Annotated in this window: 19 protein-coding genes and 1 tRNA gene; 16 read left to right on the top strand and 4 right to left on the bottom strand. The window is 59.7% G+C overall.

Going from position 1 to position 19,822, the window contains the following annotated elements; genetic code table 11:
- The 4 genes from M3O22_03145 to M3O22_03130 all read left to right on the top strand — a co-directional run.
- Nucleotides 1–228 (top strand): F0F1 ATP synthase subunit epsilon (locus M3O22_03145; protein MDP9195754.1); only part of this gene is annotated, 228 nt, incomplete at its 5' end.
- Between the two features lie 22 nt (nt 229–250).
- The gene (locus M3O22_03140; GenBank protein ID MDP9195753.1) at nt 251–1,072 is read left to right on the top strand and encodes a ferritin-like domain-containing protein; all 822 of its coding nucleotides are present in this window, start codon (nt 251–253) and stop codon (nt 1,070–1,072) included.
- A 96-nt stretch (nt 1,073–1,168) separates the two neighbouring features.
- On the top strand, nt 1,169–1,837 hold the full coding sequence (locus tag M3O22_03135; GenBank protein MDP9195752.1) for a hypothetical protein: 669 nt from the start codon (nt 1,169–1,171) through the stop codon (nt 1,835–1,837).
- Nucleotides 1,838–1,984: 147 nt separating this feature from the next.
- Complete coding sequence (locus tag M3O22_03130) at nt 1,985–2,920, top strand: 50S ribosomal protein L11 methyltransferase (GenBank protein MDP9195751.1); 936 nt, start codon at nt 1,985–1,987, stop codon at nt 2,918–2,920.
- 4 nt (nt 2,921–2,924) lie between these two features.
- On the opposite strand, the gene M3O22_03125 is transcribed toward M3O22_03130, so the two are convergent.
- The gene (locus tag M3O22_03125; GenBank protein ID MDP9195750.1) at nt 2,925–5,537 is read right to left on the bottom strand and encodes a hypothetical protein; all 2,613 of its coding nucleotides are present in this window, start codon (nt 5,535–5,537) and stop codon (nt 2,925–2,927) included.
- Nucleotides 5,538–5,665: 128 nt separating this feature from the next.
- Nucleotides 5,666–5,740 (bottom strand) — tRNA-Gly (locus M3O22_03120).
- 201 nt (nt 5,741–5,941) lie between these two features.
- Here M3O22_03120 and M3O22_03115 point away from each other — a divergent pair.
- Together M3O22_03115 and M3O22_03110 are read left to right on the top strand one after the other, a co-directional pair.
- The gene (locus M3O22_03115) at nt 5,942–6,814 is read left to right on the top strand and encodes a co-chaperone YbbN (GenBank protein MDP9195749.1); all 873 of its coding nucleotides are present in this window, start codon (nt 5,942–5,944) and stop codon (nt 6,812–6,814) included.
- 9 nt (nt 6,815–6,823) lie between these two features.
- Entirely contained in the window at nt 6,824–7,045 is a 222-nt protein-coding gene (locus tag M3O22_03110) for a Trm112 family protein (protein ID MDP9195748.1), read from the top strand.
- A gap of 5 nt (nt 7,046–7,050) precedes the next feature.
- Here M3O22_03110 and M3O22_03105 read toward each other — a convergent pair whose 3' ends face one another.
- Nucleotides 7,051–8,136 carry a hypothetical protein gene (locus tag M3O22_03105; protein MDP9195747.1) on the bottom strand — a complete coding sequence of 362 codons (1,086 nt, stop codon included), beginning with the start codon at nt 8,134–8,136 and terminating at the stop codon, nt 7,051–7,053.
- 131 nt (nt 8,137–8,267) lie between these two features.
- Between M3O22_03105 and rdgB the strand changes: the two genes are divergently transcribed.
- The 3 genes from rdgB to M3O22_03090 all read left to right on the top strand — a co-directional run bounded on the left by rdgB (nt 8,268) and on the right by M3O22_03090 (nt 10,659).
- Nucleotides 8,268–8,885, top strand: a complete 618-nt coding sequence (gene rdgB, locus M3O22_03100; GenBank protein MDP9195746.1) for an RdgB/HAM1 family non-canonical purine NTP pyrophosphatase — start codon at nt 8,268–8,270, stop codon at nt 8,883–8,885.
- Nucleotides 8,882–10,036 (top strand): radical SAM family heme chaperone HemW, encoded by a 1,155-nt coding sequence (gene hemW, locus M3O22_03095; GenBank protein ID MDP9195745.1) that lies wholly within the window; start codon nt 8,882–8,884, stop codon nt 10,034–10,036. Before rdgB ends, hemW begins: the two co-directional genes overlap by 4 nt.
- A 71-nt stretch (nt 10,037–10,107) precedes the next feature.
- Complete coding sequence (locus M3O22_03090) at nt 10,108–10,659, top strand: hypothetical protein (GenBank protein ID MDP9195744.1); 552 nt, start codon at nt 10,108–10,110, stop codon at nt 10,657–10,659.
- Nucleotides 10,660–10,668: 9 nt separating this feature from the next.
- On the opposite strand, the gene M3O22_03085 is transcribed toward M3O22_03090, so the two are convergent.
- Nucleotides 10,669–11,031 (bottom strand): HIT domain-containing protein, encoded by a 363-nt coding sequence (locus tag M3O22_03085; GenBank protein ID MDP9195743.1) that lies wholly within the window; start codon nt 11,029–11,031, stop codon nt 10,669–10,671.
- 167 nt (nt 11,032–11,198) lie between these two features.
- Between M3O22_03085 and cmk the strand changes: the two genes are divergently transcribed.
- The 7 genes from cmk to mtaB all read left to right on the top strand — a co-directional run.
- On the top strand, nt 11,199–11,867 hold the full coding sequence (cmk, locus tag M3O22_03080) for a (d)CMP kinase (protein ID MDP9195742.1): 669 nt from the start codon (nt 11,199–11,201) through the stop codon (nt 11,865–11,867).
- A gap of 101 nt (nt 11,868–11,968) precedes the next feature.
- Nucleotides 11,969–13,717 carry a 30S ribosomal protein S1 gene (rpsA, locus tag M3O22_03075; protein MDP9195741.1) on the top strand — a complete coding sequence of 583 codons (1,749 nt, stop codon included), beginning with the start codon at nt 11,969–11,971 and terminating at the stop codon, nt 13,715–13,717.
- Nucleotides 13,718–14,043: 326 nt separating this feature from the next.
- Nucleotides 14,044–14,706: a hypothetical protein gene (locus tag M3O22_03070; protein MDP9195740.1), complete on the top strand. Its 663-nt coding sequence runs from the start codon at nt 14,044–14,046 to the stop codon at nt 14,704–14,706.
- A 30-nt stretch (nt 14,707–14,736) separates the two neighbouring features.
- Nucleotides 14,737–16,038 (top strand): hypothetical protein, encoded by a 1,302-nt coding sequence (locus M3O22_03065; GenBank protein ID MDP9195739.1) that lies wholly within the window; start codon nt 14,737–14,739, stop codon nt 16,036–16,038.
- A gap of 59 nt (nt 16,039–16,097) precedes the next feature.
- The gene (locus tag M3O22_03060; protein ID MDP9195738.1) at nt 16,098–17,603 is read left to right on the top strand and encodes an AMP nucleosidase; all 1,506 of its coding nucleotides are present in this window, start codon (nt 16,098–16,100) and stop codon (nt 17,601–17,603) included.
- A gap of 83 nt (nt 17,604–17,686) precedes the next feature.
- Nucleotides 17,687–18,778: a hypothetical protein gene (locus tag M3O22_03055; protein ID MDP9195737.1), complete on the top strand. Its 1,092-nt coding sequence runs from the start codon at nt 17,687–17,689 to the stop codon at nt 18,776–18,778.
- 67 nt (nt 18,779–18,845) lie between these two features.
- Nucleotides 18,846–19,822 (top strand): tRNA (N(6)-L-threonylcarbamoyladenosine(37)-C(2))-methylthiotransferase MtaB (mtaB, locus tag M3O22_03050; protein ID MDP9195736.1); only part of this gene is annotated, 977 nt, incomplete at its 3' end.

The raw sequence follows: 19,822 nt of genomic DNA, 5'->3' as shown, positions 1-19,822 counted from the left end.
AGCCAGAAGACAGAACAGCTGTTTGTGGCCGGCGGCTTTGCCGAGGTGACTGCCACGGCCTGTACGGTTCTGGCCGTGGACGTCCGGCCCCTGTCGGCCCTGGACCGCAACGCCCTTGAAAAGGAGCTGGCGGATCTGGAGAATGAGGCGCCCGGTTCCCGCCGTGATACGCGCAAGGCTGTTGTCGAGGCCGCGCTCGCCGCACTGCGCGGGGCCACAATCCACTGAACAGTCCTGCAGGGAGGAAGTCATGGCCCGCGCCCACTGGACGATTGATGAGCTTCCCTGGGACCGGTTTGATGCGTCAAAAATCACACCGGATCTGCTGCAGGTGGTCAAGGCCGCCGCCATGGTGGAATACAACGCCGGTGATTACGTCACCTATCTGAAAAACGTGTTCCACGACGACCCGGAATTCTGTGCAGCGGCCGAGCACTGGGGTGTGGAGGAAGTCCAGCATGGCGAGGCGCTGGGCCGCTGGGCTGAAAAGGCCGATCCGTCGTTCAGCTTCCAGGAGTCCTTTGCGAAATTCCGGGCCGGGTACCGCATTCCGCTGGATGCGGCGAAGTCCGTGCGCGGATCGCGCAGTGGCGAGCTGATCGCCCGGTGCATGGTGGAAACGGGCACCAGCTCGTACTACACCGCCATCCACGAGGCCACGGACGAGCCTGTCCTGAAAGCCATCTGCCAGAACATCGCGGCGGATGAGCTGCGGCACTACAAGCTGTTCTACGATCACCTGAAACGCTATCTGGATGCCGAGAAACTGAACCGGTTCCAGCGGGTGCGCATCGCCCTCTCCCGCATCAACGAGGCCGAGGATGATGAGCTGTCCTATGCGTATTACGCCGCCAACGGCAACGGCGAGCCCTATGACCGCCAGACGTTCAACCGGGCCTATATGCGCCGGGCGTACAGTTTCTATCGTCCCCACCACGTAGACCGGGGCATGGCGATGATCTTCAAGGCCTGTGGCCTGAAACCGCACAGCGTGGCCTTCGGCGCCGCAAGCCGCACAGCCTGGTGGCTGATGAACCGCCGGGTCAAAAAGCTGGAAAAAATGGCGGCGTAGAAACAGCCGGAATATTACCAGATCCTGCTGTTTACAAAGTGTTAGGAATTCTCATGGTATTACAGCTGCATTCATCAGTTTTTTCAGGGGTTTGCCATGAAACCGGACACTGTCCCAGAAACACGGAAGCTTGTTGTCCAGATCCTTGAGTCCGGACAGCTGGTGGGTAATACCGGGTCTGGAGGGCATGAAACAGACTATCAGGTTATTGTGAAACAGAACTCAAAGGGCGAAACGACCCTTTACGGCAAAAAAGAATTGATGGAAGCCGTGCTTGTTGAGCTTGTGAGGACAGAGCAGCATCAGGACGTGACGATTGACAGGAATCTTCAGGGAATTGACGGGACGGGGTGCGTAATAACAGTTCCCGGAAAGCAGTGGACGTCTGTCAGGGAAAACCTTGTCAAAAAGGACATTTTCCAGGACAATAATCTTGAAGGGGCGATGGCCGGGATCCAGGTTCCCCCTGTGGAGTTTTCCTTTGATGGGGACAGGGTCAAAATAAGTGGTTCGTCCTTCTCCCTGTTTCTGATTGCAAAATCTGCAGGGGATGAATTTAAAAAGGCTCTGGAGCAGGGCGGCAGAAAGCCGATGGATGCTGTTCTTGAGGGAACTGTTTCTGTGAGTGCCGAAGCCTTGCAGGATATGGCCAGGAATTTGCAGAAACAGGGAATGATTTCTTCAGTTGCGTGTGAAGCCCTGTGCAATGGGGGACGATCCCTGACAAAAGCCGTTCAGCTTGAAAGACTTGGAATCACGCTTTAGCTTTCTTCCTGACCTGTGGAAACGTGGCTGCCTTTTGCAAAAATACCCTGGGACAACAAGAACAGGACCAGAAAGCTTTTTGTACCCTTCCCTCAAACAGGCGTATGATCACCTCCCTGCCGAAAAAATACTGCGGACAGATAACACATGCCCATTGAATATCACCGGACCATGCTGGCGGACCGGGTGCGGAACGAGGCGTTCCATCGCGCCCTGGAGAAGGTGATCCGACCCGGCCAGACAATCGTGGCCGATGTGGGTTGTGGCACCGGCATTCTGGGTTTTATGGCCGGCCGTCTGGGCGCACGGGAAGTGCATCTGTACGAGAGTGGCGACGTCATGAACCTGTGCCGTCATCTGGCAAAGGCGAACAGGATTGAGCGCTGCCGGTTTCGCGCCGGACACTCCACTACCTTTGACAATCCGCCGCCGGTGGATGTGGTTGTCTCGGAGACCCTGGGCAACTATGCCTTTGAGGAGCAGATGATCGAGACGGTGGAGGATGCGAAACGCTTTCTGAAACCGGGTGGAATGATCATTCCCGGAAAGGTGGAGCAGGTGGTGGTCCCGGTGGTCACGGACCGGTTCTTCCGGGACCTTCAGGTCTGGGATGATGTGGGTTTCGGGCTGGATTTCACGCTGGCGAAGACCATGAGCCTGAACAATGCCTATGTGCGGACCTTTACAGCAAGCGATCTTCTGGACCGGGGCCGCAGCGCGCAGGTGTGGGACAGTCTGGATTTCCGCTGCAGGAACGCGCCGGACCGCAAGGGCAAGGCGCAGTGGACTTTGGCGGTGGACACGGTGATTTACGGCGCGGCGGTGTGGTGGAATGCAGAACTGGTGCTTGGTGTGGATCTCTCCACCAGCCCCTTTGCCCCGAAGACCCACTGGGAGCAGCTGTATTTCCCGGTGCTGGAGTCGCTGGAAGGGTGCAGGGGCGATACCCTGTCCGTCACCCTGTCCTCCACGTCGTCATATGATGCGGGCACGAACCTGTGCTGGCAGTTTGTGCTGGAGCGGGCCGGTGGGGGCAAAGCCGTGCGCCAGTCCCTGGATCTGGAAAAAGGATTTCTGGCATAAGCCTTTACGTCGAGGTGCCGGGTGCAGCCAGGGCTTTGGCCCGTTGTTCCAGTGCCGGCCGTGCTGCAGGGTTGCTGTGGCACACCGGCTCGATGATGTGCTGTTCCCCTTCCTGTCTGGAATAGCGCAGGTTTCTGGGGTCATAGTCGCGGGGCGTGGAGAGCTGGTCGACGTCGTTGATCGCCCCGCATTTTTCTGCGATGGCCTGTGTTGCCTTGTTGTCGCCGTGCCCCAGCCGAACCGAGGAGAGGGGTTTGCCGTCCACAAGGACCGGCTTGCCCTGCTGCACGCGGTATGAAAATTCTTCCAGAAAATCCTGGCCCATTTTCGCGTAAGCCGGATGGCCTTCCAGGTGTTTGACAGGATCAAAGGTATCGAACACCAGTGCGTTGTCTTTCCCGATCCAGCCCCAGCTGGCGGCTACGACCCGGTCCTTGTCCGGATCGGGCGCTGCATCCGGATCCTGTTTTTTGTGCCACACATAGAAACCACCGTAAGGCGATGTGGCGGCGTGGATGGCTGCGGCCTCACCCTGTTTTCCCAGACGCTGGCAGTTGTGGAGAATATAACCCATGATCAGCGCGGTGGGATCATCGGGGGCCAGCTTGCGCATGTAAAAGCCGGGATGGCCAATCTCCGCGCCATCAATGATTCCCGGATCGGGAAGATGGTGGAGCATCCGGGGTTTTTCCAGGACCGGCAATCCTTCCTCGAAAATTTCGGAAGGAACGGCATTTTTCAGACAGGCCCTGGCAAACCGGGGATTTTCATCCTGTCTCAGATAACCGACCCGGTCCGCCAGTTCTTTTATTTTTTCAGGTGACGGCAGGGCGGTTTTCAGGACGGCGGCTCTCTGCTCCTGGCTGAGCTTTTCGCTGTCAGGATGTTTTACAAAAACAAGCGCCTCGATCTGTACAGCCATGCCGATATACCTGCTGACAGCCGGCCCGTGCTGGCTGATCATCTGTCCCCAGAATTCCGGGGTCCATGTTCCTTCCCGCGGAATATCCATCAGGCAGGCGTCCTCGACCGGCGTCAGGCTTTGTCCGGCCCATTTTTCCTGGTATCGGTCCAGATAGGCCCGCGCCTGGGGACCTTTTTTGAAAAGAACTGACAGGACATAGCAGTTGAGCTCGGGATAGAAAGAATCTTCCATGCGCCCGGCCATAACCAGCACGGGAAAGAGTTCCTGGTAGATATCCCGCCTGAATCCGGAAGGCGAGTGCCCCGCAAGGGTCATGTCCGGTGGATAGTATCCTGCTTCTTTTTTCCACCGGAGGATGTCCGGATCGCCTTTGGCCTCCAGTTTTTCGAAAAGAACTTTCAGGGTGGCCCGGTCCAGGGCGTTGGTACCCCCCGTTGTATCCCTTTCCTGCTCCAGAAGGGAGCGATCGCGGTTTATGGCTTCGATTGCGGCCTCATTGACGGTCTGATCCTGGACAAGCCCGGCCGTGAGATATGCCTGGAGATCCGGATTCCTGACGGGTGCCGTGAATATCCGCAGGGTGTTCAGTGAAGGTTGCTTCTGAAGGTTGTCTTTCAGGCCGGAAAACGTGGCCATAAGCTTGCAGAAGAACTCCGGGTGCCGGGCAAAGATGCCTGGGCTGTGAAGACGGTCTCTCAGCCAGGACCGGCGAATCCTGCGCCCCTCAAGACCGGGAAGTTCTATGAAGTCCTGTCCGGGGGGGAAGCTTCTGGAAGGCCTTGTTCTTTCCAGCTGTTTTTTCCGGTGCAGTTCCGGATTGTCCGGATTTTCCCTGCGCAGGCGATCCATAATACGATCCATAAGAGCCTGGTCCTGGTCCGGGCCGGCGGGATCGGGTTCTGCGGACATGTCCACGGGCTTCAGAATCTGGCGTGTTTCCCGGGCTTTTTCCAGAGCGGGCAGAATATCCGGTTCGTCTTCCGGTCCATGGGAATGTCCGGATGGTAGTGTCACGGGCGGATCCCGCAGCATATTCCGGATGGCCCGCTGTCTGAATTCCCGGACCATCTGCTGTTCCAGGGCGTCCAGCTTTCCGTAATTCCGGCCGTTGTCCCAGTGTTTCAGGAAAAGATCCGTAGGGGTATCTTTTGCCAGAAGATCCCTCCGGACCTGGCTGTTGAGGAGTTCCTCGTGTTCCTCGTAGAGATCAAGCCATTTGAAGGCCGGCGGGTCCAGAGCCCGCAGTGCGTCAAGGACAAGGGATGTTCCGCTCGCCTTTGCCGCCTCGCTGACGAGGGCATCGGCCGTGCGGACAGATCTGAGAGATTCCGTTATATAGGCTGTCCAGAATATCCTGAACCTGTCGGCCCGGAAGATCTTTTCCAGGGTTCTGTGGGAAGCCATTGACGCCAGTTCCCGGAACACGGGAATTCTGCCATGGGTGAGGGCATTGTTTATGGCCTCTTTCAGCACGTCCAGGGTTTGATCGGCCGGCACTCTTTCCCAGAGTTTCCGGAAAAGATCCATATAGCCATAACCCGCAAAAAGCGCCGCGTGGGGAGCCAGCCGGTCCAGGTCCTTGTCGGCGAGAAAAACGCCGCCGCCGTCTTTTTCACCCTTCCAGTCGTCCACCAGGGTGCCCCTGAAATTCAGGATTCTCTGCAGAAGATTGAACTTTATGGCTTCAGGCATGTCCGTGCCTCAGGGTATGGTTGTGAATACAATGTCACAGATAACCCTGAACAAAAGGTTAATGGACCCGGCAGCAGGATTGTCCCTGCAGGGCCTGAAAATATCCGGAAAAGGGGAACTGCGGTTTCTGGAGCGGGCGAAGGGATTTGAACCCTCGACCCCAACCTTGGCAAGGTTGTGCTCTACCCCTGAGCTACGCCCGCGCTCCACGGACCATGGTCCGAACAACAGTCCGGGGATAATACGGATCTGAAGCCGTATTGCAAGTCGTTTTCTGGAGCCCTTGTCTTGGTCTGCCGCCGGGTCCATATCTTGGCACTGGTGTTTTCATGGAAAGCGGAGATGATTCCATGCTGTTTCCCGGGTCCGGTCCTTCCGGACATTCCAGCACAGAAGTAAAGGACGTGACCACGGCCACCTTTATGGCCGAGGTGGTGGAAACCTCCCGCACGACCCCTGTTCTTGCCGACTTCTGGGCTACCTGGTGCGGACCGTGCAAGGCGCTGGGTCCCCTTCTGGAAAAGGTGGTCGCGGGGACCAAAGGCGCCGTGCGCATGGTCAAGATAGACATCGACCGCAACCCTGACCTGGCGCAGCAGCTGCGCATCCAGTCCGTGCCCACCGTCTATGCCTTTTTCCAGGGCCGGGTGGTGGACGGATTCTCCGGCGCCCTGCCCGAATCGCAGATCCGCCAGTTCGTGGACAGGCTGGTCCAGATGGCGGGCGGTTCCGCTGCCGGACAGGGCGGCGAGGAGCGGGAAATCCTGCTGGCCCGGGCCAAGCAGGCGCTGGATGGTGGCGATACGCACCAGGCCGCAGCCCTGTACAACCATCTTCTGTCCGCGGATCCCGCCGATGCCGGGGCTTTTTTTGGTCTGGTCCGGGTCATGATTGCATCCGGAGAGGCAGAGGCGGCCCGCCAGATGCTGGAGCGGGCGCCGGAAGACATGCAGAAAAAGCCCGAGGCTGCGTCCGTGAGGGCCCTGCTGGATCTGGCGGAACACAATGGCGCCCGGGGCAGGGAAGGGGAGCTGGCGGCGCGGCTGGCCGCCAATCCGGCAGACCATCAGGCCCGGTTTGACCTGGCCATGGCCCATTACCAGGCCGGTCGGCGGGAAGAAGCGGTGGACGAGCTGCTGGAGCTGTTCCGCCGTGACCGCAAGTGGAATGATGAGCTGGCGCGCAAACAGCTGCTGAAACTGTTCGATGCCTTTGGTCCGGCGGATGAGCTTACAGTGTCTGGCCGTCGTCGGCTGTCATCCATCCTGTTTTCATAGGAGAACGCCATGACAGATGCAGAAAAACCCGCCCGCCCGGCCCATGCCGGGCCCGCTGGCGTCGACCCGGCCCTGCTGGAGATGCTGGTGTGCCCCCTGACCCGTCAGCCCCTGCAGTACGATGCACAGCGACAGGAACTGGTCAGCCCGGCCGCAGGGCTGGCCTTCCCCATTCGCGACGGCATTCCCGTCATGCTGCCGGACGAGGCGCGGGTTCTGGAGAAGAAATAGTCCGGTCAGATCGCGGGGGCCGGAAAACTGAAATCCAGGTCTTCTTCAGGTGCTGTGGAAAGAGGCGGCTGTTCTTCCGGGATGCCTGCTGGTTCCGTGGATGCTCCGGTTGTCTCTGCCAGAACTGCGTCAAGCAGGGCAGATACAATTCTTTGTCCTTCTTCTTCGGAACTGACGCCATGGACAGCCTGTCCTGCGCCCTCCAGAGACTTCATCCACAGACTTTCGCGCAGGAGATCATGCTGTTGCGCGTCAATCCCCATGAAAGCCAGTGTGGGAGCTGTTCTTCCCAGAATATGAGCCAGTTCCGAAGCTGCCTTCAGCTGCGCTTCGATACGCATGCATACATCTACGATTTTGAGGCTGGAGTCGGTCTGGTTTTTATCCAGCCAGCCAAAATCTTCCAGTATTCTGGACAGGTGCCCCTGATACTGGAGGCGCAGAAGAATATCGGACAGGGCCTCTGGTTTGTACAGGTTCTCCCGGATGAATTTTATATCATCTGCCCTGGTGAGATGAAAAACAGCCCGCGAGGCTGCCCGCGACCCGCTGCCGCTGTGTTCGTCGATATGCCGGGCCAGCTCGGTGGCCAGCATATAATGTTCGTGAAGATCCTCCAGACGCCTTTCCAGGGAAAAATATTTTTCAAGACGAAGAAGGTCATGGATGTCTTTGCCGGAAACATGGGTAAAGACTGCAAGACCTGACAGATGTTTGTTTATACCGGCAATGATATCTGAAACATCATCTCCGGAGAATTTTTCCAGAGCTGAAAGAAGGCCTTTCTTTACATTTTCAAGAGGAACTGTGCTTTTTTCCCAGGCTGCCTTGCCGGAAACAAACATTGCCACGGGCAGTGCGTTCAGAATATCCAGCATATTTTCCGGGCTGTCTTCAAAAACCGGGATGTCCGGTTGCGCAGCTGCTTCCGGAAGAAAACGTTCAGGGAGAGAGAAGTTTCCCTCTGAAAACGGGGCATCTGCAGGGCCTGTGTATTCAAGATTTTTTTCGGCAATGCTGCATATAAGCTCTTCCTCGGCAGACAGAACCCTGGCCCCTGTTTCCTGCTGTGCGTCCTCTTCCCGACCCATATCCTGAAACCCTGCTCTTCAAACCACCAAAGCCGTAACATACCGAAGGCTTATGCAACAAATAAGGAATTTGTCTGGCGGGCAGGGGTTTCCTGCTGAAAAAGCCGGAGAATTCCGCTATTCCTGCCGGCATGAAAGATATCGCAATGGCCCGCCGGTTTTCCGGAACAACGCTGGTTCTGGCGACGCACAATCCCGGCAAGCTGAAGGAGTTCGGTCAGCTTTTTCCGACCCGGCGAATTGCGCTGGTGACCGCGGCAGATCTGGGTCTGGCCGCGCCGGCCGAGACGGGAGAAACCTTACGCGACAACGCGCTGCTCAAGGCCCGCGCTGTGGCCCGGGTCAGCGGGCAGCCGGCGCTGGCCGACGACAGCGGCCTGTGTGTCGAGGCGCTGGGTGGTCAGCCGGGCGTACATTCGGCAGACTGGGCGGAGACCGGGGAAGGCCGTAACTACCAGACCGCCATGGAAAAGATCCATACCCTGCTGGGGCCATCGGCCAATCGCCGGGCCCAGTTTGTGTGTTGCCTGGCGCTGGCCTGGCCGGACGGACATGCGGAAGTGGTGGAAGGCCGTGATGAGGGTGAGATTGTCTGGCCGCCCCGGGGTACCGGTGAATTCGGGTATGACCCGGTTTTCCGGAGACTGGGGGAGACGCGCACCAACGCAGAGCTGTCTCCGGACGAAAAGAACGCTGGCAGCCATCGGGCCAAAGCGTTACGTCTGCTTCTGGAACGGTGCTTTTCATGACACAGGAGCCGCTGGGAATTTACGTCCACTGGCCGTTCTGCAAGGCCAAGTGCCCGTACTGTGATTTCAACAGTCACGTGCGGGAGAAGGTGGACCACAGCCGCTGGCGCGATGCGCTGGTGCGGGAGCTGCTATACTGGCAGGCGCAGACGGCGGACCGGACCGTGGGCACCATCTTTTTCGGTGGCGGTACGCCATCGCTGATGGAGCCGGAAACGGTGGCCGCTGTGGTGGATACGGTGCGCAAACACTGGCACGTGATGCCGGACCTGGAGGTGACGCTGGAGGCCAATCCCACCTCGGTCGAGGCCGGGCGCTTCGCCGCATGCCGGCAGGCCGGAGTGAACCGCGTATCGCTGGGCATCCAGGCGCTGGACGACGCGGCCCTGAAATTCCTGGGGCGCCAGCACAGCGCGGCTGAGGCGGAAGGAGCCATCGCCCTGGCGGCGCAGCACTTTGACCGCTTTTCCTTTGACCTGATCTATGCCCGGCCCGGACAGACCGTGGCCGCCTGGACGGAGGAACTGCGCCGGGCGCTGGAGTACGCCGTAGGGCATCTGTCCGTGTACCAGCTGACCATCGAGCAGGGGACGAAGTTCCATACCCTGCACGCACGAGGCGAACTGCAGATGCCTGACGATGACCTGTCCGGCGCCCTGTACGAGGCCACGCAGGAGGTTCTGGACCAGGCCGGACTGCCCGCCTATGAAATCTCGAACCACGCCCGGCCGGGTCAGGAATCCCGCCACAATCTGGTGTACTGGCGGTACCAGGACTACGTGGGCGTGGGGCCGGGGGCGCACGGCCGCCTTGTTCTGGATGGCGTGAAATGTTCGACCCGTGCACACCGGGCTCCGGAAGTGTGGCTGGAGAGGGTCGAACGCCAGGGCCACGGGCTGGAAGCGCAGGAAACCGTTGGTCCACGGGACCGGGTCACGGAAACCCTGATGATGGGCCTGCGCCTGGCTGAGGGCGTTCCTCTGGACCGCCTGGTGCGGGAAGGGGGACAGCCCTGGGACAGCTTTCTGGACCAGGCCGGACTGAAAGCCATGGTAGACGGCGGCTTCCTGACCCTGTCAGACACCCACCTGACCGCCACCCGCGACGGCCGCCAGCGCCTGAATGCCGTCTTGGGGAAGGTGGTGGGATAGGGATTAGGCCAGTCTGTTGTTGAAAGTGATAGGGGGCTGTATCATGCGCAGGGTTTTGACAGGAGACAGTGATGACGCTTAAGGAAAAGCTTGTTGCAGCCGCTGCCGGCGCAATGCTGACTGCAGGCCCTGTCCATGCGCAGGGTATGTCCTGGACGACCAGTCCGGCAAATCCATACAATTCTTCCTCTGCACAAGGTTACTACTCGAATGGCTTAAGTCCTGAGGATACTCCGCAGAAAGATGCCGCATTCATTGTAATGATGCCAGAAACAGAACGGGATCTGAGGCGTATTATTGCCGATCCAGCCAATGGGCCCCTGGAAATTGAGTCTTTTGTGAAGGACAGAAACATGCGTGGTTTTAATGTTTCCTGGTCCGGGTTCGTATACAATGTTTCCTGGTCCAGGTTCATATACAGGGCACGGGAAAACGTTCTGGGCGCGCGGGACCGGTATGCCAATGATGAGCAGGTGACCGCCATTATATGGCGTATGCACGCATTACATAATGATCACGCTTTGGTAACTGCCTTTGAAGTCACTGGGGCGGTGGCCGCTCTGATCGGCGGTGCCATGTTCCTGAATGCCCGGCGCCGCAGACGGCGGGAACCTGCTCCGTAAACCCTTCTTTCACTCCTCCACCAGCATCGGCCCCAGTGGCCGGCCGCCCAGGATGTGCACGTGGTAGTGCGGCACTTCCTGGTGTGAATGGGCGCCGTGGTTGCTGATCAGGCGGTATCCTGTTTTATTCACGCCCACCAGCCGGGCCACATGGCCGACGGCTTTGGTAAAGCCGGCGATTTCGGACTCGCTGGCCCGGGCGGCGAAATCATCGTGTGACGTGTACGGCCCTGTGGGGATGACCAGCACATGGACCGGGGCCTTGGGTGCAATGTCGTGGAAGGCCAGGGCGTATGTGTCCCGGTACACTTCCCTGCAGGGGATTTCGCCGCGCAGGATCCGGGCGAAAATGTTGCTGGCGTCATAGGACATGCTGGAATTCTCCCGGGGCACAGGTGTACAGTAACGCCACTGTATGGGCAGGTTCCGGCAGGGGCAAGCCCCGTTCTCTGTATGAGGGATCCATGGACTGTGTAACGCCGGATTCGGGGGTGGAGGCAGAAGCCTGCGCTGTCCTTGTGGACCGCCCGCGCACCCCTGTGGTGGCCATCGACGGTCCGTCGGCCAGTGGCAAGGGCACCCTGGGGTTCCGTATTGCAAAAGCTCTGCAGTTCGCCTTTCTGGACACGGGCCTGCTGTACCGGGCTGTGGGGCTCTCCGTCCTGAAAGCCGGGGGCAATCCGGACAATCCGGACCAGGCCATCGCCGCCGCGCTGGACCTGCACCCCGAGCGGACCGAGGTTCTGGAGAATCCTGACCTGAAAGGCGATGCGGCGGGCCAGGCAGCGTCGAAGGTGGGGGCCATTCCCCAGGTGCGGACGGTGCTGCTGGATTTCCAGCGGCAGTTTGCCCGCTTTCCCCCGGGCGGCGCGCCGGGCGCGGTTCTGGACGGGCGGGACATCGGCACGGTCATCTGTCCGGACGCCGAGGCCAAGCTGTATGTGACGGCCGATGTGGAGATCCGGGCGGAGCGCCGGCTGAAAGAGTTGCGGCAGCGGGGCATACCCGCTATATACGACCTGGTTCTGGAGGACATGAGGAACAGGGATCTTCGTGACAGCCAGCGGGCGGTGGCCCCCTTGCGGGCAGCGCCCGATGCGTATGTCCTGGATACGTCCCGCATGGATCCTGACCAGACGTTTGAGGAAGCACTGGCTTATGTCGTATCCCGGCTGGGCCCGCGCTTTCGCCCCGGAAAGGCTGTCTGAGGACACCTTTCCACCCCCGTCGCAGGGCATGGTGCCCTGCGCACGGAAGACTGCCGGAACACGCCAGCGGCATCTTTCGTCCATTCACACAAGGAGACTCCATGGCAAAAACATCCGCAAAAACCGCATCTGCAAAGGCCGCTCCTGAAAAGGAAAGCTTCGCCGCCCTTCTGGAGGAATCGTTTGGCTCGGCCAACAACCTCGAAGGCTCTGTCATCAAGGGCCGTGTTATCGCCGTCGAGAAGGACTCGATCGTTCTTGATGTGGGCCTGAAATCCGAAGGCCGTGTGGCCCTGAAGGAATTCGTCGTCAATGGCCAGGCTCCCGAACTGAAAGCGGGCGACACCGTCGAGGTGTTCCTGGAACGCATGGAAGACCGCAACGGCGAGGTCATGCTGTCCCGCGAAAAGGCCAAGCGGGAAGAAGCCTGGACCGTTCTGGAAAAATCCTTCCAGGAACAGAAGCGCGTCACCGGCATCATCTTTGGCAAGGTCAAGGGTGGCTTTACCGTGGATATCAGTGGCGCCGTGGCCTTCCTGCCCGGCAGCCAGGTGGACATCCGCCCCGTCAAGGACATCACGCCCCTCATGGGCACCGAACAGCCCTTCCAGATCCTGAAAATGGACAGGCAGCGGGGCAATATCGTCGTTTCCCGCCGCGCTGTTCTGGAAGAAAGCCGCGCCGAGGCCCGGTCCGAACTGGTGGCCAGCCTGCGCGAGGGCCAGGTCCTGCAGGGCGTGGTCAAGAACATTACCGATTATGGTGCGTTCGTGGATCTGGGTGGCGTGGACGGGCTTCTGCACGTCACCGACATCGCCTGGCGCCGCATTGCCCATCCGTCCGAGGCGCTGTCCATCGGCCAGCCTGTCACCGTGCAGGTCATCCGCTTCAACCCGGAAACCCAGCGTATCAGCCTTGGCATGAAACAGCTGGAGTCCGATCCGTGGCAGGGTGTTGATGCCCGCTATCCGCAGGGCACCCGCCTCAAGGGGCGCGTCACGAACATTACCGACTACGGTGCGTTTGTCGAGCTGGAGCCCGGCATCGAGGGTCTGGTCCATGTGTCCGAAATGTCCTGGACGCGCAAGAACGTGCATCCGGGCAAGATCGTCTCCACCTCCCAGGAAGTGGAAGTGGTCGTGCTGGATGTGGACCTGCAGAAGCGCCGCATCAGCCTTGGCATCAAGCAGCTGGCCGAAAATCCCTGGGCTGACTTTGCCACGAAATATCCCGCCGGCACCCTTCTGGAAGGCGAGATCCGCAACATCGCCGAATTCGGCCTGTTTGTGGGTCTGCCCGGCGAGATTGACGGCATGGTCCACATGTCCGACCTGGACTGGAGCCGCCCGGGCGAAGAGGCCATCAAGGACTACAGCAAGGGCCAGACCGTAAAGGTCAAGGTTCTGGATGTGGATCCGGAAAAGGAACGCGTGGCCCTGGGGATCAAGCAGCTGACCGAGGAGCCGGCCGAGTCTGTCGCGGCCGCCGCGGCTTCTGGTTCCTCCTCCGGTGGCCTGAAAAAAGGCGAGGTTGTGACCTGTACGATTACCGCCGTGACGGATGGGGGTCTGGAGGTTTCCCTCTCGGATGGCGAATATAACGGCTTCATCAAGCGCTCTGACCTGTCCCGTGATCGCGCGGAACAGCGGCCCGAGCGCTTTGCCGTCGGTGACAAGGTCGACGCCAGGCTGACCCAGGTCGACCGGGCCAGCCGCAAGGTCTCCCTGTCCGTCAAGGCCCGGGAAATCGAGGAAGAGAAACAGGCCATGGCCGAATATGGCTCGGCCGACAGCGGCGCCTCCCTGGGCGATATCCTGGGGGCCGCCCTGAAAAAGGCCAAAAAGGAATAATTCCCCTGCGGGAATTGTCCTGAACTGCAAGCACCCGTCCGGACACCTTCCGGGCGGGTGTTTTTTTGAAGGGAATGGTGCCGGATTTCCTGTTTCACTCCCATGAGGATCTTTCCATATCCCTGTACTGTCATCCTCCGGCCTGACCGGAGGATGACAGTATGCCGCGCGGCTGCGCGGCATACCAGACCCCCGCCTTGTGCGGGTGTGACGAAAACTGACAACGCCCCCGGCCCCCTGGCAGGAGAATTTTCAGAATAGTTTCAGTCCGCCCGGGTACAATCCGGGCGGACGCTTTTTTATACCTGTGATCCGGAGAGAAAAAAATGACACAGACATCTGACAGGACAACACTGGAAGCAGGGTTTTACCTGTGTGCGGATGGCCTGAAATACAGACCGGAAGAAACAGGAAAGCGCCAGACATGCTTTGGACAGGTTGAAGACCTGATCTTCCGGTTTCCTCCCGCGGAAAGGCTGGACAAATGGCATGACCTGATAAGGATCGGAAATCCTGCCTGCTTTTCGCATGATGAAGAAATTCGTATGGCAGGGCTGTGGTCCCGGATTGTCAGCGAAATACAGGATCCACAGGAACGTCGGTCCCGGATAGAAAATCCTCCCGGGTATTTCAGTGTTGTCCTGCAGTTCAGGGCCCTGGAACTTGCCGTGAAGGAAATCAGGATGTGGGAAAAAGAATCAGATAAAACCGGACTCCGGAAATTTATGGAAAATGTATCAGTTAGTATCCAGGATCTGTGGAAAGCAGCAGCTTTCAGGAATCCATATGCCGATGGCAGAACATCCTTTGGAAAGCAGGCTGACAGCCGTGTCAGGGCATTTGCAGCTTTTCTGCAGGCCTGGCGCCGCAGACAGGTTGTTGCTGTTTCCAGGGAAGCGGACCGTCTGGATATCGCAGTGGAGAGACTGAGGCCCTATGTTGTGCCGTCCCCTGAAACAGCCCTGGCCTGCAGGGGGCCTTCTGTCTGAATCACCAGCCCTGTCACAGGAAAAACACCCATGAACACTGACCTGCAGCCGGCCATGGCTGAAACCGGTCCCGAAGCCCCTGAAAACCCTGAAGACTATGTCAGGATCAGAAATCTGCATGACCTGTATGCACGGCTGGTGGATCGGTATGGGGAAAGACCCCCTGCGGATCTTCTGGCCGGGATCATTGCTGTTTCCATAAAGGAGAAAAAACCCGGGATTGTGCAGTGGATCTGCGAGACAATTCTCAACACCGGATCAATCCGGCATCCCCTGAGGGATGCGGGCCCCGGGACAAAACAGGACATCCATGACCTGTTTCGTGATGTCCTTCTCACTCTCGCCAATGACGGGTGCGATGAAGGCTTTGATATGCTCTTCCGTTCGTTTCGCCGGGGTCCCCTGACAGAAAGGTATCAGGTTTCCTGGATTTTCCGTTACGTTGCCGAAAAGGGACTGGCTGGCATGATTTCGTCCTGTCTGTGGGCCGTTGACATGAATGGCGATGGTACGGCAGAACACCCCCTCGGAGCTGAGGACATGGCCTGGGCGCTGGAAAAGACAGGTCCTGTCCACGACATTGTTGTCCGTGGTCTGGAACGGTCAGCTTCCGGCCCCCTGGTGGGGAAAACGCTGCGGCAGATGTATTGCGGAGAGCATCCGGAAGCTGTGACAGGAATACTGCTGGACAGGCTTCTGGCCCTGCCGGATCCTGTTCCGGTGTTCATCATGGATCAGGTTCATAACGTCTGTCCGGCACCGGTCCTGGAAAAAATATGCCGCCGGCTTGAGACCGCCAGTCCTGAAAATCTGCGGGCACTGTGTCTGTCTGCTGCGGCAGACCGCAGGCGGCAGCTTCTGGATCTGCTGTTCGGCAGAAAGACTGTTTTTCACAGGATTTCCGGCAAGGGTATTTTGCAGTCATGGTTGTCCCTGGTGCTGCAGGATCCCTCGCAGGGAGAAGCTGTCCTGACAAAAATCCTTCAGTCCGCAACGGGAGACCAGCTTGGGGGAATCCTCCATGAATCCGCCCGGCTTCGCAATGAAATTCGATCTGGCTCTCCTGTGTTTCCTGAAGACGGACACCTGGCTCCGGTTCTGAAAGACAACATGGTGCGGATGATCGTTGGTGGCTTTCTGCCCCGTGTGCCGGAAGACTATGTGACGCAGACTGTCCAGATGCTCCAGGGGCCGGAGGATATGGATCTGAAAAGGGCGCTGGTGCTGGCGTATTCACAGCCCCTGATCCTGGACAGGACGAAAGATGCTGATCCCCGCCTTCTGGTCCTGGCCACCAGCCGCCAGCGAAAGCGGGGAGGTCCGTCCGCCTAGGGTCCGGGTTTCCCGAAACCGCCCCTTGCAAAGAGGGGACGGATGGGGGAGAATCCGGTATGAAATTCTCTCCGCCCCATTTTGATGTCCTGCAGTTTGACGATGCCGACGCGGCCATGGAACGCGTGACGGCCATCTATGCGGACAGCACACAGTACCTGCGCGACTGTTTCAGGGCCTTTGCCGCGGGGGAGCTTCCGCCTGGGCCCGTCCGCGCATGCTATCCCTACGTCCAGATCCGGACGGAAAACGCCGCGCGGGTGGACACGCGCCTGTCCTTCGGCTTTGTCTCCAGCCCCGGCACATACCGCACGACCCTGACCCGTCCCGATCTGTATGACCGCTATTACCGGGAACAGCTGCACCTGCTGATGCGCAATCACAGTGTGTCTGTGTCCGTGGGGGTCAGCACCACGCCCATTCCCGTGCACTTTGCCTTTCCTGACGGCATTCACATCGAGGGTGATCTGCCGCCCGAGCGTCTGTCCCGGTTGCGTGAGGTTTTCGACCTGCCCGATCTGGCCCGCATGGACGACAGCATCGCCAACGGCACCCATGTGCCTGCAGGGGGTGAGCCGGGGCCCCTGTCCCTGTTCACGGCGCCGCGGGTGGATTATTCCCTGCACCGCCTGCGCCACTATACGGCCACAACGCCCGAGCATTTCCAGAACTATGTCCTGTTCACCAACTACCAGTTCTATATCGACCAGTTCATCCGCATTGCCACGGCGATGATGGAGCCCACGGACGACCCGAAGGAACGGGAACACCGCAGCCAGTACACGGCCTTCGTCCAGCCGGGCAACGTGGTCATGGAGAACAGGAACCTGAATCCCTCGGCTCCTGCCGCGCCGGAACCCTTTCTGGGCCGCCTGCCGCAGATGCCTGCCTATCACCTGAAGCGGGACGACCTGTGCGGCATCACCATGGTCAACATCGGCATCGGGCCCAGCAACGCAAAGACTATCACGGACCACGTGGCGGTCCTGCGCCCCCATGCGTGGATCATGCTGGGCCACTGCGCCGGTCTGCGCAACAGCCAGCGCCTGGGCGACTATGTCCTGGCCCACGGCTATGTGCGCGATGACCACGTGCTGGACAACGATCTGCCCCTGTGGGTGCCTGTTCCGGCGCTGGCCGAAATCCAGGTGGCCCTCCAGGAAGCCGTCAGCCGTACCACAGGCCTTGGCGGGTATGAACTCAAGCGCGTCATGCGTACGGGCACCGTGGCCACCATCGACGACCGCAACTGGGAATTGCGCCAGCAGCAGGAGTTGATCCAGCGCTTCAGCCAGAGCCGCGCTGTGGCCCTGGACATGGAGTCAGCCACCATCGCCGCCAACGGCTTCCGGTTCCGCGTGCCCTATGGCACCCTGCTGTGCGTCTCCGACAGGCCCCTGCACGGTGATATCAAGCTGGCCGGCATGGCCAACCGCTTTTACCGCGACCAGGTAGACCAGCACCTGCGCGTGGGCATGAAGGCCATGGAACTGCTTCGTGAAAACGGGCTGGAGCGCCTGCACAGCCGCAAGCTGCGCAGCTTTTCCGAAGTGGCGTTCCAGTAGCGGGCTGGTGGACAGGTTCCGGAACCCTGAAAATCCTGCCCAATTATACATTTTGTTAACCGGTATGGCCTATCCTCTGGTTCATGAGGACAGAAGGCAACATCATCATCTATGGCTCCGGGGCCCTGGTTGTGGGACCGAATGCAGATATTTCCATGCACGGGACAGAGTATATCCCCTGGAATATCCGGAACTGTCACCCGGTCATGTTCATTGATATGTCCCGGGCAGACCAGGGAGATGTGGACAGGGTTATTGACCATTCCCGGCATGCCTGGATTGACGGGGTGACGGACCTGGCCCGGCATATGCGGGATCGCTGGAAGGGAACGGGCGCTGGCCCGGAAGAAATCCGGAAGGAAAAAAGCGTTGAGTACAGGGAGACTTTCGGCGAACCCCTGCCGGATGCGGACCAGGGGACGGATGTTGTGGACCTGTTCCGGACAAAGGCGGAAGAGACTTTCGACAGGGTCCGGCAAAATTTCGGAAAGTCTGTGATACAGGGGGTTCATTCCGACGTTGCTGTTTCTCCCTATGTCAGGGACCAGGAGGCCGCTATTGTTGATGCCCTGGGAACGCTGCCGGGCCTTTACCGGAAGGCCCTGGATCATACCTGGACCCGCATTGTTGCAAGCCGTCCGGCCACGGGAGCCCTGGGGGCCAGTTTTTATTTCCAGAGGATCATTGCGGTTGTTCCGGAAATCCTGGAGCGTGGGGGGATTCTTGCAACGGTCCTGAAAGAGGAAGTCATCCACCACGCTGACAGCATGACCCGCTGGTCGGAAAAACCGGAATGGCAGGCTGTGGTAACCCGGATAACGGGTCCCGGGCAGCCGGTGCCGGGCCTTGTGGATGTGCTGGGCAGGATGGACGAGATGATCGGGAAACAGCCTGCGTCGAAGGATCAGCCGCGCTGGTCCCTGGCTGCCGAGCTTCTGGTCAATGCCGTACGGCTGCGGGAGCTTTTGCCCCAGGTCCTGAAGGGGGATCCGGCACTGGCCCACAAAATTGCAGGACCGCGCGATACAGTGGACGACATGATCCGCAAGCTGTGTCCACCGGGTGTGGACCTGCCGGCACAGCTGGACCGGTTCGAGGCAGACGTGGCCAGAACCTGCGGATTCCGGGGACCGGGATCCGGAAGGCCCGCTCCCCGCCATTTGTCTCCCGTCTGACCGGCAATATATCCTGGCCTTGTTCCCTGCCCGGGTTGTTTTCTATAAGAGGGCAGGGAGAGGGATTATGGACATTTCCACTACCGCGGAATCACCTGTGACGGACCAGGCAGAAGACAGACCCGGACCGCGGGTTGTCACCTTCGGCTGCCGGCTGAATGTGCATGAGTCCGAGGTGATGCGCAGCCATGCCCACAGCGCCGGGCTGGACAATGTGATCATCGTCAATACCTGTGCTGTCACGGCCGAGGCTGAGCGCCAGGCCCGGCAGGCCATCCGCCGCATGCACCGGGAAAGCCCGGATACACCTATCATAGTGGCGGGCTGCGCAGCCCAGATCCGGCCGCAGGACTTTGCGGCCCTGCCCGGCGTCACCCGTGTCCTTGGCAACGACGACAAGCTGAAAGCCGCCAGCTGGTCCCTGCAGCCCGGCGGGGAAAAGGTCCAAGTCAACGACATTATGGCGGTGCGCGAAACGGCCGCCCATCTGGTCAGCGGGTTTGAGGGCAAGGCCCGGGCCTTTGTGCAGGTCCAGAACGGCTGTGACCACCGGTGCACCTTCTGCATCATTCCGTACGGCCGCGGCAATTCCCGCAGCGTGCCCATGGGTGAGGTGGTGCGCCAGGTGCGCCTTCTGGTGGAAAGCGGATATAACGAGGTTGTCCTGACCGGCGTGGATATTTCATCCTACGGTGGGGATCTGCCGGGCCAGCCGTCGCTGGGCCAGATGATCCGCCGTCTGCTGGCCCAGGTCCCGGACCTGCCCCGCCTGCGCCTGTCCTCCATCGATCCGGTGGAGATTGACGCGGACCTGTGGCGCCTGATCGCGGAGGAACCGCGCCTGATGCCCCACCTGCATCTCAGCCTCCAGGCCGGGGACGACATGATCCTCAAGCGCATGAAGCGCCGCCACCTGCGCCGGAACGCCATCGACATCTGCGCCCGGGCCCGCCAGCTGCGGCCCGGCGTCGTCTTCGGCGCGGACCTGATCGCCGGCTTTCCCACGGAGACGGAGGAGATGTTCCTGAATACCCTGCGGATCGT

It is taken from the genome of Pseudomonadota bacterium (assembly GCA_030775045.1).
In the GTDB taxonomy this organism is placed as follows: domain Bacteria; phylum Pseudomonadota; class Alphaproteobacteria; order JALYJY01; family JALYJY01; genus JALYJY01.
The sequence above is the reverse complement of the archived record's forward strand: the minus strand, read 5'-3'. Positions and strand labels throughout refer to the sequence as shown.